Source organism: Pedobacter suwonensis (genome assembly GCF_044762335.1).
Classification (GTDB): domain Bacteria; phylum Bacteroidota; class Bacteroidia; order Sphingobacteriales; family Sphingobacteriaceae; genus Pedobacter.
Genome location: NZ_JBIWEB010000006.1, coordinates 342,857 through 358,247, shown reverse-complemented (window position 1 = coordinate 358,247; position 15,391 = coordinate 342,857). Strand labels below are relative to the sequence as shown.

The following is a 15,391-nucleotide window of genomic DNA, read 5'->3' as shown; positions in this document are numbered from 1 at the left end:
GTTAGCTAGCCATTATGAATAAAGTTAAAGCCCTGTTCTGCATCGTAATCCCGATCGCATTAGCTTTTTTATTTAACACCAAATTAGGCAACATGCCTCCATTGTTAAAATTTCTAAACCCTTTTATGGGTTTCTGGCAAAATGCAGAGAACAATCATTTTATGTTTAACCATAAAGCGAAAATAAAAGGAGCGATTGATAAAATTGAAATCGTTTTCGACGATCGCATGATCCCGCATATTTTTGCGCAGAATGATCACGATCTTTATTTGGCGCAAGGTTATGTTACAGCTATGCACCGCCTTTGGCAAATGGATTTCCAGACCCGTTTCGCCGCCGGACGAATTAGTGAAGTGGTGGGCGATAAAGCGATAGAGGTAGACCGGTATCAACGCCGGATGGGCATGGTTTATGGCGCAGAACGCTCATTGAAGGGGATGATGGCCGATCCAAAAGCTAAAGAAATGATTTTAGCCTATACCGAAGGAATTAATGCCTACATTAAAACACTTTCTAAAGCAAATTATCCGATAGAATATAAAATTCTGGATTTTAAACCCGAAAACTGGACACCTGTAAAATGTGCTTTGTTGCTGAAGCAGATGTCGGCAGTATTAGCAATGGGTTCTGATGAATTTTACATGACCAATATCCTCAAAAAATTTGGCCCTGAGGTGACTAAAAACCTTTTTCCGGATTATCCTTTTCGCGAAGATCCCATTATCCCCGTTGGCACAAAATGGAATTTCTCTCCTCTACCAATACCAAAAACGCCAGAAAGCTTCACGCAGGTACAAACCGGCGAAGTGAAGACCGCTCAAAAAGTAGAAGGTATTGGGAGTAATAACTGGGCATTATCTGGTACAAAAACTGCATCAGGATATCCGATCTTAGCAAACGATCCCCATTTAGATTTAACACTTCCATCAATTTGGTATCAGATTCAGTTACATGCGCCTGGGGTAAACACCTATGGGGTTTCTTTACCTGGTGCTCCTGGGGTAATTATAGGCTTTAACCAAAAAATAGCCTGGGGAGTAACCAATGTTGCTGCTGATGTACTCGATTTTTATCAGATTAAATTTAAGGATTCGACCCATCATGAATATTGGTATAACAATAAATGGAACGCTACCAGCAAAAGACTCGAAACCATTAAAGTACGTGGCGGAAAAGATGAAGTAGATACCGTTTACTACACCCATCACGGTCCGGTTGTTTATTTCCAGAAACCAAAATATGGCAGGGCCGACAATGTGCCTGTTGGCGATGCACTCAGGTGGATCGCACATGATGAATCAAATGAACTCATGACTTTTTATTACCTTAACCGGGGTAAAAATTATAACGATTACCGCAAAGCGTTAACTTTTTATACGGCTCCTGCACAGAATTTTGTTTTCGCCAGTATAGATAATGATATCGCTATTACGCCAAATGGTAAATTCCCCTTAAAATGGAAAGACCAGGGTAAATTTATTCTGGATGGTACCGATCCTGCTTACGATTGGCAGGGCTGGATCCCAAATGCACAGAACCCAACGGTTAAAAATCCGCCGCGTGGTTTTGTGAGTTCGGCCAACCAGTCTTCTACCGACACCACCTATCCATACTACATTAACTGGGAATTTGCACCCTATGAGCGAGGCAAACGTATTAACGACCGTTTATCGGTAATGAAGAAGGCCAATTTAGACAGTATCCGCCTCATGCAAACCGATAATTACAGCATCATGGCACAGAACCTAGTTCCAGCTTTATTGCCTTTACTGAACAACGAACAGTTAAATGCCACGCAAAAAGAAGCATTGGCTTACCTGCGCAAATGGAACAAACGTTATGATGCACATGAAATTGCGGCCAGTGTATTCGAAATTTGGACCAAACGCTTATCATATAATATCTGGGCTGATGAATTTGAAGTGAAAGGCATCCCGATGCGTTACCCTTCAAGAGACCGTACGGTGGAGATGATCCTGAAAGAATCCGATGCAACCTGGTATGATAATATCAATACCAGCAAAAAAGAAACGTTAGCTGATTTGGTTAACGAAGCTTTTAAATTTAGCTGTGATAGTCTTGAAAGGCGCTTCGGACCAATAAATAAAGACTGGGCCTGGGCAAATGTAAAACAGACCAATGTGCCGCACCTTGCCAAAATACCAGGATTTGGTTCGAAAGTTTTACAGATTGGTGGCGCCAAAAGTACCATTAACGCTTTGAGCGAAACCAACGGACCTTCCTGGCGGATGGTGATTGAACTGGGCAAAACGCCAAAAGGGCATGGCGTTTATCCGGGTGGCCAGTCGGGTAACCCTGGAAGCAAATTTTATGATAATATGATCGATACCTGGGCAAATGGCAAATTATACGATCTGTTTTACATGCAAAATCCTGATGATAAATCGGGCACAGTTATTTCTCGTTTAAAAATATCTAAATAGTTTAAAATGGTTTTCATCGTTATATTAATCATTTGTTTCCTTTTACAAATGATTGCCCCTTGGTGGGTCATCATCGTCATTTCTTTTGCCACCTGTGGTATTATTGGCAAAACAGGAAAAATAGCCTTTTGGCAATCATTTTTTGCCATTTTTTTGCTTTGGATCGGCTATGCCTTGTTTAAAAGCCTGCCTAATGACAATGTACTTGCCGGCCGTGTAGCCGTGATGACAGGCATAAAAATATGGTGGGCGTTACTATTGCTCGCCGGAATTTTAAGTGGTTTGGTGGCGGGAATTAGTGGTTATTGCGGCTATCAGTTCAGAATGGCTATGCTGGCTAAAAAAACTGACGAGAAAATAGCATAATGCTTTGTATTTTTGCCTTGTGAATTTAACCGCTAACGAGATTTTCTCTGTAAAAGACAGTAATGCATTTAATGCCCTTGCTTTAAATATTTTTAAGTTACAGGCCCAAAATTGTAATATTTACCGCGAATATATCTTTCACCTTGGTATTGATGCCGAGTTGGTAACCGACATTTCAGCTATTCCGTTTTTACCCATCAGCTTTTTTAAAAGCCATGCTGTTCTGAGCAGCAATGAACCTGTTGAAATTACCTTCAGCAGCTCGGGTACAACGGGTATGGTGCAAAGCAGTCATCATGTAACCGATGTTATGTTATATGAACAGAGTTACCTGCAGGCATTTGCCCGGTTTTATGGTAACGTTACCGACTATTGCTTCCTGGCATTGTTACCTTCCTATCAACAAAGGTCGGGTTCGTCGTTAATCTACATGGTAAACGACCTGATCGAAAAAAGCGGTCATCCGCAAAGTGGTTACTTTTTATATAACCATGAAGAGCTGTTACAAACGCTGCTCGATCTGAAATCAAAAAAACAGAAAACAGTTTTAATTGGTGTAACCTATGCGTTGCTTGATTTTATAGAACAATATGATATTGAGTTTCCTGAGCTCATCGTAATGGAAACCGGCGGAATGAAGGGAAAACGTAAAGAAATGGTACGCGAAGAGCTTCATGAGCAGTTAACCAAAGGATTTGGTGTAAAAAATATCCATAGCGAATATGGAATGACCGAATTGCTTTCTCAGGCTTATTCTTTGGGTGAAGGCATTTTCAATTGCCCTGGCTGGATGCAGATTTTGATCCGCGACACCAATGATCCTTTAAGCTTAATGGAAACCGGCAGGACCGGTGGCATCAATGTAATTGACCTGGCCAATATCAATTCCTGTTCATTTATTGCCACTCAAGACCTGGGCAGAATCAATCCCGATCAAAGTTTTGAAGTACTGGGCCGGTTTGATCATTCAGATATCAGGGGATGTAATCTTTTGGTACAGTAATTCTAATTCACCTTATCAGCGCAACTGGCGCATAAGCCTGTGGCAATCAGATTAAGATGATTTACCTTAAATCCGGCAGGAACTTTTAATGCAGGAATTTTAACGGTATCCAAACAGTAAATTTTATGGCAGTTATCGCAGTTAAAATGCACATGCTCATCATGATGCTCATGCGCATTGCAACCATCCGAACAAATGGCATAATTGGCCGTGCCCTGCTGGTCCAAAACCTTATGGATAATTCCCTTCTCTTCAAAAGCCTGCAAAACACGGTAAAGGGTAACACGGTCTGCATCCTTTCCCATCACCTGCTCTAAATACGGTTGAGATGTGGCAGAATCCCTCCCACTCAAAATTTCCAGCACCTGCAAACGCGGGGCGGTTCTTTTTAGTCCGTTCTTAACCAAAAGTTTTTCGAAACGTGCAGTATTATCTTCCATAGCAATACAAAAATAAGCAATTAATCAATGAGTTTGGCATTTTTGATGGTTATTGGTGGCTTATAGCTCGCATCCTTTTCTTCTAATTTTAAAATGCCCTGTACGTGAATGGGCTTTTCAGAATAAGGAACCGCATTCGTCATTTCAATCATAATCATCACCGGAACACCATTTTGTCCGCAAAAATAACATTGGTTAATAGGCAAGGTGGCCAAAAGAAATTTCTGCTGTTTCTGTCCGCTTTTTATAGGAATCAGGTAACCGGTTAAATCAAATTCTCTGTTTTCAAAACGCCTGATTGTTTCTGTAAAAAGGGGCAGAATTTCATTCTTATCAGTCAGTTCAAACTTTACCGAGCCTATCACGTCCCAGTTTAAAGACCTTAACTGATCATTCGGGTTATGTTTTTTCGTTTGTGCCTGAGCAGGGCAAACTAAAAACAGAATTAAAACAACATATATATACTTCATTTTTTTACTGCATCTAAAAGAAAAAACGTAGACCGGCTATCGCCCGAATCATTGATTATAAATTTACCACGAAGGGTAATGGGTGTCTCAGTCCAGTTGATGGGTTTTAAAGTTTTCACTTCTATCATTGATGGTATATCGCCAGTGCCACAATAAGGACAAGAAGCAACTGGGACCATAGAAAACATAAATTCATTAAAACTATTACCAACCTTAGTAGGAATAATGTATCCCGGAAGCTCAATTATCTTATTATGTATAGCCTTTAGTGCGGTTGGAAAAACAGCCTGCCAAACCAGGGGTTTTACCTGCTTATCGTATTTCATACCAATAAGATTCCAGGTAGCGGTCCGTATTTCACGATGAACAGGTACCTGGGCAAACGTAGTATTGGAAATTAAAACAAAGAGTAACATCATGTATTTCTTCATCACTAATCGGGTTTATAACTGTTTTGCGTTTAAGAGAAAAAATTCACTCCTATCATCGCCTGAATCGTTGATAACGAAGATTCCCTTAAGTTTAATGGGTTTTTCGGTAATAGGTATCGCATTTAGTATTTTTACCTGCACCATTGACGGAATATCACCTGAACCACAATATGGACAGGAAGCAATAGGCACTATGGAGAGCATGAACTCGCTGAATTTCGACCCCACCTTTGTTGGGATGATGTAACCGGGTAATTCAATTATCTTATTGTTTAGTGCTTTCAGTGCTGGCGGAAAAACACTCCCCCATTTACGGGGCGCAATTTCGGCATCGTACCTCAGCCCGATTAAATTCCAGGTTGGCGTGCGCATGTCGGTATGTACCTTAACCTGCGCAGCCAATTTCTGGTAACCTAAACATAAGAAAACTAAAAAAATCAACTTCTTCATCACTTAACGGTCTTTCGTTAATGTTTCCGCTATATCAACTTTGTAAATCTGCATGGCCGGAATAAGCGAAGCCAAAGCGCCGATAAAAAGACCGGTCCAGATCAGGTATATCTCTTGTGGGAAAGCTGTAAATCCTGTTAATCTGGCCTGAGAAGCTCCCTGACAGGCCCCAATCACCTCCAGGGCAACATGCCCGATGAACAGCCCCAAACAGGTGCCGATAAATGTCACCAGAATTCCTTCAAACAGGACCAGAAAAAATACTTTAAATTTTGATGCACCTAAACAACGCATAATGGCCAGGTCGTATTTCCGTTCTTTCATCGCATTATAAAGGCTGATAAAAATACTCAGCGCCGCAACTCCCATAATAAAAATGGCAAACCATTTTAAGGTATCAATTCCAACCCCGATAAGCGAAAATAACCTTGCACTTTCCATTGCCGGAGAGGCTGCCTGCATATTGGTACTCTGGTTAACCATCCGCGGAAAAACAATTACTGACATTGGTGATTTATACTGGATCAACAATGCTGTAATCTGTTTGTCGCTAATTTCTTTGGTCTCTTCTGTTGTTGTGTGGCTATGGTTTTCGTCATGCTTCTCTTCATGCATTTTGTACACACTGCCAATATTGGTAAGAATCAGATTATCAGTTATGTTACCCTGTGGTTTTAAGATTCCCTTAACCAAGTACGCGTGTTGCTTATGGATATCGCCGTTGCCCGTTAATCCGTGCGCTCCGAAAAAAGAATCGCCAACTTTCAGTTTCGATTCAGAAGCCACTTCACTGCCGATGGTCACCTCCAAATCTTTTTGCCAGAAATTTCCCTGCTGAACAGCTAAACCATAAAGATGGCTGAAAGTGGTATCTGTACCTACAATTCGGTAACCGTTATAATTATCGCCTAATGCCAATGGAACAGCCATTCTAACCATGGGGTTGTGCATCAATTTGTAGGCATCTTTGGCCGGAATATTTCCGGTTGGGTTATCAATATGGTAAATACTGCTTAATATTAATTGCAACGGACTTCCTTTTGCGCCCACAACCAGATCAATATCCCTTGCATTTTTCTCCAGTTTATTGTTTATCTGTGTAGAAGCGAGAAAAAGAACAGAAAGAATGCCAACACCAAAAGCCACTAAAATAATATTCAGAATGGTGGTTAATTTATTCCTGATTAGATTTTTGCCGCTGATTTTAAAGATATTCATTAGAGTAGATAGGTTTTAGTAAAGTGATCCCGAACCCTTGCATCGTGGGTAGCGATGAGCAGTGCCGCACCATTGTCTTTAGCCTGGATAGCCAACATCCTGATTACCTGACCGGCGTTTTCGTCATCTAAACTGGAAGTTGGCTCATCAGCGATCAGGAGATCGGGTTTATTTACCAATGCACGTGCTACCGAAACCCTTTGCAACTGGCCCTGACTTAATTGATCAGGATAATTTTTCGCCAGCTCGCTAATACCCAGATCCGCTAAAAGTGAAAGGTTTCGTTCATGATCTACCGGCAAACCGGCCATTACCGCAGCAAGCTCCAGGTTATCGAGTACGTCTAAAGAACGGATAAGATGTGGTTTTTGAAAAACAATGCCAATATGCTTTCCCCGGAAACTATCGCGCTCACGTGCAGACAAAGCATACAAATCGGTCCCGTTAATTAAAACTTCACCCTGTCCCGGCTTTAAAAGACCGGCAATAATATTAAGAAGTGTACTCTTGCCACTGCCTGATGCGCCTAATAACAGCCACTGCTCCATATCGCCGATTTCCCGATCCGGAAATTTCAAACTCCTCCCCTGATCATAAACATGAACTAATGAACTGATCTTAATCATGGCGAACTACTTTTTGCACTTTTTTTATAACCAGATTTTTTATCGCATAACGCCTGTAAAGTTCTATCCCATCGTTTGTGCCATGTTTGCAGGCTGGGCTTAACACTGAAATAAAGGATAATGCACTGACAAATAATATTTTATATTTCATTGGTATAATTGATTATCGATGCCCCAATGGACAGGATTTAAGCATTCGTAAATTAATGTAATGGGCAGCAGCAACGGTAAGGCCACCAATAGGGATTAAGACGGGTTCTAATAATTCAATACCCGAAAAATGCCCAAAAGCGATACAGGCAAAGCCGGTAATCAATACCAGAATTGGTGTTATGCGGCAATGCTGTTTGCGATATGCAGCACTTAAACTCCAAATACCGATGATTAACGAAAATGCAATCATAGTAATCTCCACGGCTTCATTAGCCAAAAAACCCATGCCCCATAAAGGTAAAACGGTAATTAAAAACGGCAATGCAGCACAATGTATGGCACACAATGTTGAGGCTGTAATGCCGATCCGGTCGAGGTTGATTTTGTAGCTCTTTTGTTTCATTCCATAAAAATTTATGGTCAAATATAAAAGCAATTTAGTTGCATTTAAAATAATACACATTATATTTGCAACATAATTGCATTAAAATGATAAAGAAATTACCCGTAACCGTATTGAGCGGTTTTTTAGGCAGCGGAAAAACAACGCTGCTTAACGCCATATTGAGAAATAAGCAGGATTTAAAGGTAGCCGTTATCGTAAATGATATGAGTGAGGTAAACGTTGACGCCGCTTTGGTTAAAAATCAGCACACCTTGTCTAAAACGGATGAGAAACTGGTAGAGATGAGCAATGGCTGTATCTGCTGCACCCTGCGCGAAGACCTGATGATTGAAGTAGAAAGATTGGCAAAAGAAAACCGGTTCGATTACCTGCTGATTGAAAGCACCGGAATATCCGAACCCATTCCGGTAGCGCAAACGTTTTCATTTATTGATGAAGCTTCAGGGATAGACCTCAGCAGATTTAGCCGGTTGGATACGATGGTAACGGTTGTAGACGCTTTTAATTTTTATCGGGATTTTGGTTCGGCAGACAAACTTACCGACCGGAGGATGGTGGATGACTTAGCAGACAAACGTACTATTGTAAATCTGCTTACCGACCAGATTGAATTTGCCAATGTAATTTTATTAAATAAAACCGATCTGGTAAGCGACACCGACCTTAAAGTATTAAAGGCGTTAATTGCAAAACTTAACCCAACGGCTAAAATATACCACACCCTTTTTGGAGAAATAAACCCGGCTTTAATTTTAAATACTGGTTTATTTGATTTTGAATCGGCTTCAGATGGAGCTGGATGGAAAAAAGAACTGGAAGAAATCCATCAACCGGAAACTGAAGAATACGGGATAAGTTCGACTGTATTCCATTCTAAAAAACCTTTTCACCCTGAAAGGTTATGGCACTATCTTAACAAGGAATTTCCACAAAATATTATCCGTTCAAAGGGAATTTTCTATTTAGCGGCCATGCCCAATCAGGCTATTAATTTCTCGCAAGCAGGTGGCTCTTTACGCATCGATCTGGCTGGGGTTTGGTGGGCAAGTATGCAACAGCATGAGCGTGAGCAATACGCGGACTACCTGGAAAACAAAATGGAAATTGATGCTGAATGGGATAAAGATTTTGGAGACCGTAAAAACGAACTGGTTTTTATCGGGCAGGAAATGGATAGTGAAGAATTGAAAAAATCGTTAAGTACCTGTGTGTTAAATGACAGTGAAATAAAAGATTACCATGCAGGCAATGGTTTTACTAACCCATTTAAGAATGTACTTTTTTAACACCCTAAAACATTCCTTAAAAGAATAAAATTATCATTTTTATAATACAAAATGCTTTTTATTTGGTAAATTTGATCTCCCAAACAACTATTCGTATTATGACATCGCCTAAAGAATTATCTGATGCTTTAAACTGCCCGCCCTGTAAAAAATGCAAAAATCCTGAGACCTACAGAATACCCAGGAGTTTTATATTTAAGACATTGATGCCATGGTTGCCCGTTAAACGTTATGTATGCTTTAAATGTTTAAATAAATTTCACGTATTTAATTAGCGATCTAACCGTCCCCCGGTTTGTATTACAGATAGCAACGGCATGCTGAGATGATAGTATTCAATTAATAATCAAAAACGTCATAGTCATTGTTATTAATTCAAGAGCAAAATGGCTTAACAGAAGCGCGCTGGGGCGAGTTGTCTTTTCAATCTAAATTCAAGCCCAATGAACGATCTTTTATGATCAGTTTCATTGGGCTTGTAAATATTATCCGGCGATTAAAAGAAAATAGTTTTTCTTTCCCTTTTGTACCACGATAAATTTATCATTGATCAGGTTTGCTGTATCAAACACCTGCATTACATCCGCTACTTTTTCTTTATTTACAGAAACACCTCCGCCCTGGATCAGTTTCTTGGTTTCGCCTTTAGAAGGGAATACAGTGGTTTTTTCAGCAAGTAAAGTAGCTGCATCAATGCCTTCAGCTAAATCAGATTTTGATATATTAAATTGTGGAATACCTTCAAACATTTCCAATACCTGATTTTCGGTTAAAGTTTTTAAAAATTCCAACGATCCGTTGCCAAACAAAAATTCAGATGTTTTAATAGCTGTTTCCAAAGCTTCTGCAGAGTGAGTTTTGATTGTAATATCTTCGGCCAAAGCTTTTTGAAGGATACGCAGATGTGGCGCCGCATCATGTTCCTTTTCCAAGGCTTCTATTTCTTCCTTATTTTTCAGCGTAAAAATCCGGATCCATTTTTTCACATCATCATCTGATGCATTTAACCAAAACTGGTAGAATTTATATGGAGAAGTTTTCTCCGGATCAAGCCAAACGGCACCGCTTTCAGTTTTACCAAACTTAGTTCCATCAGCCTTTTTAATCAATTGTGTAGTAATGGCATAAGCTGTACCCGCATCTTTTCTTCTGATCAGCTCTGTACCGGTAACAATGTTTCCCCACTGGTCAGATCCGCCCATTTGCACCAGACAGTTTTCGTTTTTCCACAAGTGATAGAAATCGTAACCCTGGATCAACTGGTAACAAAACTCGGTAAAAGACAGGCCCGAATCGCCTTCCAAACGTCTTTTTACGCTATCTTTTGCCATCATATAGTTTACGGTAATGTGTTTACCGACATCCCTGATAAAAGTAAAGAGGTTCATATCCTTAAACCAATCGGCATTGTTAACCATTACTGCACCATTTCCACCCTCCTCAAATGTTAAGAATTTAGCCAATTGCTTTTTCATCCCTTTCAGGTTGTGCTCAATCATCTCAGGGGTCTGAAGATTACGCTCATCAGATTTACCTGATGGATCACCCACCATACCGGTAGCACCACCAACCAAAGCAAACGGCTTGTGCCCGGCATTTTGAAAATGAATCAGTGTCATGATCTGTGTTAAGTGTCCAACATGCAACGAATCTGCAGTAGGGTCGAAACCGATATAACCAGAAGTCATACCTTCGTTTAACTTTTCCTCCGTATTCGGCATAATATCATGCAGCATGCCACGCCATCTTAACTCTTCAACAAAATTCGTCATTGTACAAACACTTTAATAATGTGCGTGCAAAGATAAAATTTTAGCTTAGTTTAAAGCAAATTAGTTGGTTTTGTAACAAGTTATCGCCACTGATTTTTGCATTAACGCATCCTGACCAACTTTTTACTATCTGCTCTTTACAAGCCTGCCGGAAAACATTACCTTGCGAAATGAACTTTTTATCCCATTATTATTTCGACCGGACAAGTGATGATGCCTATGTGGTAATGGGAACGGTTTTACCTGATCTGATTAAAAATGCTTCAAAAGAAGCAAATTTATATCCACAGAAAAATGAATTCCTGTTTAAAGGCAATCCTGACGAAGAGAGCCTGCTTCTGGGCTGGAAAAGGCATTTAGCTGTCGACCTGCTCTTTCATTCTTCTACGTTTTTCCTGGAGAAAACCACCGAACTTAAGCAACTCATTAAACCGATTGTAGAAGACACAGCGGTGCGCCCATCTTTTCTTGCCCATATAGGCCTGGAGTTATTGCTAGACCATTTACTGGTTGAACAGAACCTCATCCAGGTAAACCATTTTTATGATAAGCTTGAGAAAGTAAAAAGAGAATCATTAAGCGATTTTCTGGAACACGGTAAACTCAAAAATCAGGAAATATTTTTTAATTTTTTAACAAAATTCATCAGCAGTAAATACCTGTTGAGTTACCAAAAACTTGAGAATATCAGTTATGCACTAAACAGAATCTGTATGCGTGTTTGGCCGGAAACATTAAGTGAAAGGCAATTAAATCTGCTCACTTTAGAACTGGGCGTTTTCAAAGCGGTTTTACAAAAAGATTTTATGGAGATCTTTAAGGAGATTGAGAGAAAGCTATGATTTAATTTATTACGTTATGCTTAACTCAACGTAACAACTGTACATCATTTTGTTGTCAAAAACGTTAAAATTGCTTTTTACACAAAGCAATAATGAGCAAAATTGCTTTTTTAGTTTAACAAAATTATCTAAATTTGCTTATCGTAAAAAGCAAAATGGAAGAATTACTATTAGAGTTTCAAGCAAGTTTAACACGCGTGTCTTTGGATTTGCGGCGTTATCTCATTGGCAAAATAGATTTCAATAACCGCCTGACCGCAATTAAAGGGGCAAGAGGAGCAGGAAAAACTACTTTGCTTTTGCAAATTGCGAAATTGTATTTACCTCGTAAATCAACACTTTATGTAAGTTTAGATCATATCTATTTTTTTGATCATAAACTTTATAATCTGGCTAAACAATTTGTTCAATTTGGAGGTACAAACTTACTGCTGGATGAAGTTCACAAATATCCCAATTGGTCGAGAGAGATCAAATTGATTTACGATAATTTCCCTGAACTTAATATCATCTTTACTTCGTCTTCGATGCTGGAAATCTATAAATCGGAATCTGATTTAAGCAGAAGAGCAATCACTTATTATCTGAAAGAATTGTCTTTTAGAGAATTTATCACTTTCGAATCCAAAATAACATATCCGACTTATTCGCTTTCTGAAATTTTAAAAAACCACAATACCATTGCGGCAGAACTTTTAAAAGATATAAAGCCATTGCCTTTATTTGAAAAATACCTAAAGGTAGGCGTATACCCATACTATAAGGAAAATGAGAATCTTTATATCCAGAAACTCCAAAACACGATAAATCTCATTATCGAAATAGACATCAATGCGGTTGAAGATTTGAATTATGAAACCTTGGTAAAACTTAAAAAATTACTGATCAGCGTAGCTTCAAGCGCACCGTTTAAGCCCAACATCACTAAACTGAGCGAAAAAATAGGGCTTTCTCGCAATACCCTGGTTCAGGGCATAAAAATTCTTGAACACGCCGGATTAGTTAATGAACTATACAAAGATACATCAGGTATTGGTGTGTTAACTAAACCAGAAAAACTCTATCTTAACAATAGCAACCTAATGTATGCACTGGCCAAAGAAAACATTAACATCGGGAATGTGAGAGAAACATTTTTTTTGAACCAGTTCAGAGGTTTACACGAAATAAACCATTCGAAAGTTGCCGATTTTATAGTTGACAAAACTTATACGTTTGAGATCGGGGGAAAAAACAAAACAAAACAACAAATTGCAGGCGTGGAAAATGCTTATGTTGCGAAAGACAGCATTGAAATAGGATTTGGTAATATAATTCCTGTTTGGCTTTTTGGTTTTATGTATTAACAGCCTGATTTAAGTTAATTTCCCAAGCATTAAATAACATGCCCAACAAAAATTGCCAAAGTCAATTTTTGTATTCCAATCTATAAAACCACTTTATCCTTTTTCTATATTTGCCTTATGTCGCTAACTGCAATAAAAGAAGAAATGGATGCCCTGGTGGCCGAATTAAACCAGCATAATTATAACTACTATGTTCTGGCTATGCCTACCATCGGCGATTATGAGTTTGATAAAAAATTAAAGCACCTCGCTGAGCTTGAACAGGCAAATCCTGATTTGGCGGATCCGAATTCGCCCACCCAGCGGGTTGGTGGCGATATCACCAAAAATTTCGTTACGGTAAAACACAAATACCCTATGTTGTCTTTGGGGAATACCTATAACGAACAAGATCTCCGCGATTTTGATGAGCGCATCCGAAAGGCCATTGGCGATAATTTCCAATATGTATGTGAATTAAAGTTTGATGGCCTGTCCATCAGCCTTACTTACGAAAATGGCAAACTTTTACGTGCGGTTACCCGTGGCGACGGAACTCAAGGTGATGACGTAACCAATAATGTAAAAACCATTCATACTATTCCACACCAAATCAAATCAGCGGTGGCACCTGAACATTTCGAAATCCGTGGGGAGATTTTTATGCACAAAGCGGCTTTTTTACGCTTAAATGCTTACCGGGAAGAACTTGGTGAAATCCCTTACGCCAATCCACGGAACTTTGCCTCTGGAACCATTAAAATGCAGGACAGCAAGGAAGTGGCTAAAAGACCTTTAGATGGCTTTATCTACTTCTTGTACACCGATAAAAATGAATTTAAAACACACTGGGATAGCTTAAATGCTGTAAAAGAATGGGGCTTTCATGTTTGCGAACACAATAAACTGGTCCCAAATATTGATGCAGTGCTTGACTTTATCCATCATTGGGAAAACGAACGTTTTAAACTGAGTTATGATATTGACGGCATTGTAATTAAGGTAAACAGTTACGCCCAACAACAGGAATTGGGTTTCACTTCCAAATCTCCACGTTGGGCTATTTCATATAAGTATAAAGCCGCAGAGGTTGAGACGGTTCTGGAAAAAGTAACCTATCAGGTGGGCAGAACCGGAGCGGTTACACCTGTTGCCAACCTAAAACCTGTTTTGCTGGCCGGAACTACCGTTAAACGTGCTACTTTGCATAACGCTAACGAGATAGAACGTTTGGATCTGCACGAAAGTGATACCGTTTATGTTGAAAAAGGTGGCGAAATTATCCCAAAAATCATCAAGGTAAATTTAGCTAAACGTTTTTCCGGGGCAGCAAAAATACACTACCTGGATAAATGCCCTGAATGTGGAACGGAACTGATCAGAAAAGAAGGAGAAGCAGTACACTATTGTCCGAATGATGAAGGTTGCCCGCCGCAGATTGTTGGAAAAATCCAGCACTTTATTTCGCGTAAAGCCATGAATATTGATGGACTCGGTGACGAAACGATCGAAACTTTTTACAGACATGGTCTCGTAAGGCACATTAGTGATTTATATACACTACATGAAAAATCAGATCAGCTTAAAACCTTGGACCGTTTCGGAGAACGTTCAATCGAAAACATGCTCAAGGGCATCGAAAAATCGAAAGAAATGCCCTTCGAAAAGGTGCTTTTTGGCTTGGGTATCCGTTATGTTGGTGAAACTGTAGCAAGAAAAACTGCTGCTGGTGTAAAGAATATCGACAACCTCGTTAAGGCATCGGTAGAGGAATTAATTGCCATCGATGAGATCGGGCAACGCATTGCAGAGAGCATTGTTGAGTATTTTGAAAAAGAAGCGCACTTAAAGCAAGTTGAATTATTAAAATCGGCAGGATTGCAGTTTGAAATTGAAGAAAAGATAATTACGCTGGCCAGTGATAGACTTATTGGAAAAACATTCGTAATTTCGGGCGTTTTTGAAAACTTTAGCCGTGATGAGCTCAAAGATATGATTGAAGCCAATGGAGGAAAGATGCTGAGCGGCATTTCAGGGAAATTGAATTACCTGGTAGCAGGCGATAACATGGGGCCGTCTAAATTGGAAAAAGCGAACAAACTAAACATTCCCATCATCAGCGACGCTGAGCTATTGGAAATGATAAAATAAAATTGACC

General features: G+C 39.5%; 15 protein-coding genes. 7 read left to right on the top strand and 8 right to left on the bottom strand.

Annotated features, from left to right (window positions below):
- The first annotated feature begins 14 nt into the window (after window positions 1–14).
- Genes ACIQXP_RS12585 through ACIQXP_RS12575 form a run of 3 tightly spaced genes read left to right on the top strand, consistent with a single transcriptional unit; the run spans window position 15 to window position 3,813 of the window.
- Window positions 15–2,444: a penicillin acylase family protein gene (locus ACIQXP_RS12585; protein WP_387504010.1), complete on the top strand. Its 2,430-nt coding sequence runs from the start codon at window positions 15–17 to the stop codon at window positions 2,442–2,444.
- A gap of 6 nt (window positions 2,445–2,450) precedes the next feature.
- Window positions 2,451–2,810 (top strand): hypothetical protein, encoded by a 360-nt coding sequence (locus ACIQXP_RS12580; protein ID WP_293741840.1) that lies wholly within the window; start codon window positions 2,451–2,453, stop codon window positions 2,808–2,810.
- A gap of 19 nt (window positions 2,811–2,829) precedes the next feature.
- Entirely contained in the window at window positions 2,830–3,813 is a 984-nt protein-coding gene (locus ACIQXP_RS12575) for a LuxE/PaaK family acyltransferase (protein ID WP_387504009.1), read from the top strand.
- 2 nt (window positions 3,814–3,815) lie between these two features.
- Here the strand turns inward: ACIQXP_RS12575 and ACIQXP_RS12570 are convergent, their stop codons facing one another.
- The 7 genes from ACIQXP_RS12570 to ACIQXP_RS12540 all read right to left on the bottom strand — a co-directional run bounded on the left by ACIQXP_RS12570 (window position 3,816) and on the right by ACIQXP_RS12540 (window position 8,004).
- The gene (locus ACIQXP_RS12570; protein ID WP_293741842.1) at window positions 3,816–4,253 is read right to left on the bottom strand and encodes a Fur family transcriptional regulator; all 438 of its coding nucleotides are present in this window, start codon (window positions 4,251–4,253) and stop codon (window positions 3,816–3,818) included.
- Window positions 4,254–4,273: 20 nt separating this feature from the next.
- Window positions 4,274–4,723: a hypothetical protein gene (locus tag ACIQXP_RS12565; protein ID WP_293741843.1), complete on the bottom strand. Its 450-nt coding sequence runs from the start codon at window positions 4,721–4,723 to the stop codon at window positions 4,274–4,276.
- Window positions 4,720–5,154 (bottom strand): hypothetical protein, encoded by a 435-nt coding sequence (locus ACIQXP_RS12560; protein WP_293741844.1) that lies wholly within the window; start codon window positions 5,152–5,154, stop codon window positions 4,720–4,722. The genes ACIQXP_RS12565 and ACIQXP_RS12560 overlap by 4 nt, the downstream gene beginning before the upstream one ends.
- A gap of 12 nt (window positions 5,155–5,166) precedes the next feature.
- Entirely contained in the window at window positions 5,167–5,604 is a 438-nt protein-coding gene (locus ACIQXP_RS12555) for a hypothetical protein (protein ID WP_387504008.1), read from the bottom strand.
- 3 nt (window positions 5,605–5,607) lie between these two features.
- Complete coding sequence (locus ACIQXP_RS12550; RefSeq protein ID WP_387504006.1) at window positions 5,608–6,822, bottom strand: ABC transporter permease; 1,215 nt, start codon at window positions 6,820–6,822, stop codon at window positions 5,608–5,610.
- Complete coding sequence (locus ACIQXP_RS12545) at window positions 6,822–7,448, bottom strand: ABC transporter ATP-binding protein (protein ID WP_387504005.1); 627 nt, start codon at window positions 7,446–7,448, stop codon at window positions 6,822–6,824. Before ACIQXP_RS12545 ends, ACIQXP_RS12550 begins: the two co-directional genes overlap by 1 nt.
- Before the next feature lie 163 nt (window positions 7,449–7,611).
- Window positions 7,612–8,004 carry a MerC domain-containing protein gene (locus ACIQXP_RS12540; protein ID WP_293741848.1) on the bottom strand — a complete coding sequence of 131 codons (393 nt, stop codon included), beginning with the start codon at window positions 8,002–8,004 and terminating at the stop codon, window positions 7,612–7,614.
- Window positions 8,005–8,090: 86 nt separating this feature from the next.
- Here ACIQXP_RS12540 and ACIQXP_RS12535 point away from each other — a divergent pair, with 86 nt between their 5' ends.
- The gene (locus ACIQXP_RS12535) at window positions 8,091–9,293 is read left to right on the top strand and encodes a GTP-binding protein (RefSeq protein ID WP_387504004.1); all 1,203 of its coding nucleotides are present in this window, start codon (window positions 8,091–8,093) and stop codon (window positions 9,291–9,293) included.
- Window positions 9,294–9,778: 485 nt separating this feature from the next.
- Here ACIQXP_RS12535 and tyrS read toward each other — a convergent pair whose 3' ends face one another.
- Entirely contained in the window at window positions 9,779–11,065 is a 1,287-nt protein-coding gene (tyrS, locus tag ACIQXP_RS12530; RefSeq protein WP_387504003.1) for a tyrosine--tRNA ligase, read from the bottom strand.
- Between the two features lie 170 nt (window positions 11,066–11,235).
- Between tyrS and ACIQXP_RS12525 the strand changes: the two genes are divergently transcribed.
- The 3 genes from ACIQXP_RS12525 (at window position 11,236) to ligA (ending at window position 15,383) form a co-directional block, all read left to right on the top strand.
- Complete coding sequence (locus ACIQXP_RS12525; RefSeq protein ID WP_387504002.1) at window positions 11,236–11,907, top strand: ACP phosphodiesterase; 672 nt, start codon at window positions 11,236–11,238, stop codon at window positions 11,905–11,907.
- Between the two features lie 155 nt (window positions 11,908–12,062).
- Entirely contained in the window at window positions 12,063–13,253 is a 1,191-nt protein-coding gene (locus ACIQXP_RS12520; RefSeq protein WP_293741852.1) for an ATP-binding protein, read from the top strand.
- Window positions 13,254–13,370: 117 nt separating this feature from the next.
- Window positions 13,371–15,383 carry an NAD-dependent DNA ligase LigA gene (gene ligA, locus ACIQXP_RS12515; protein WP_387504001.1) on the top strand — a complete coding sequence of 671 codons (2,013 nt, stop codon included), beginning with the start codon at window positions 13,371–13,373 and terminating at the stop codon, window positions 15,381–15,383.
- Window positions 15,384–15,391: the final 8 nt, after the last annotated feature.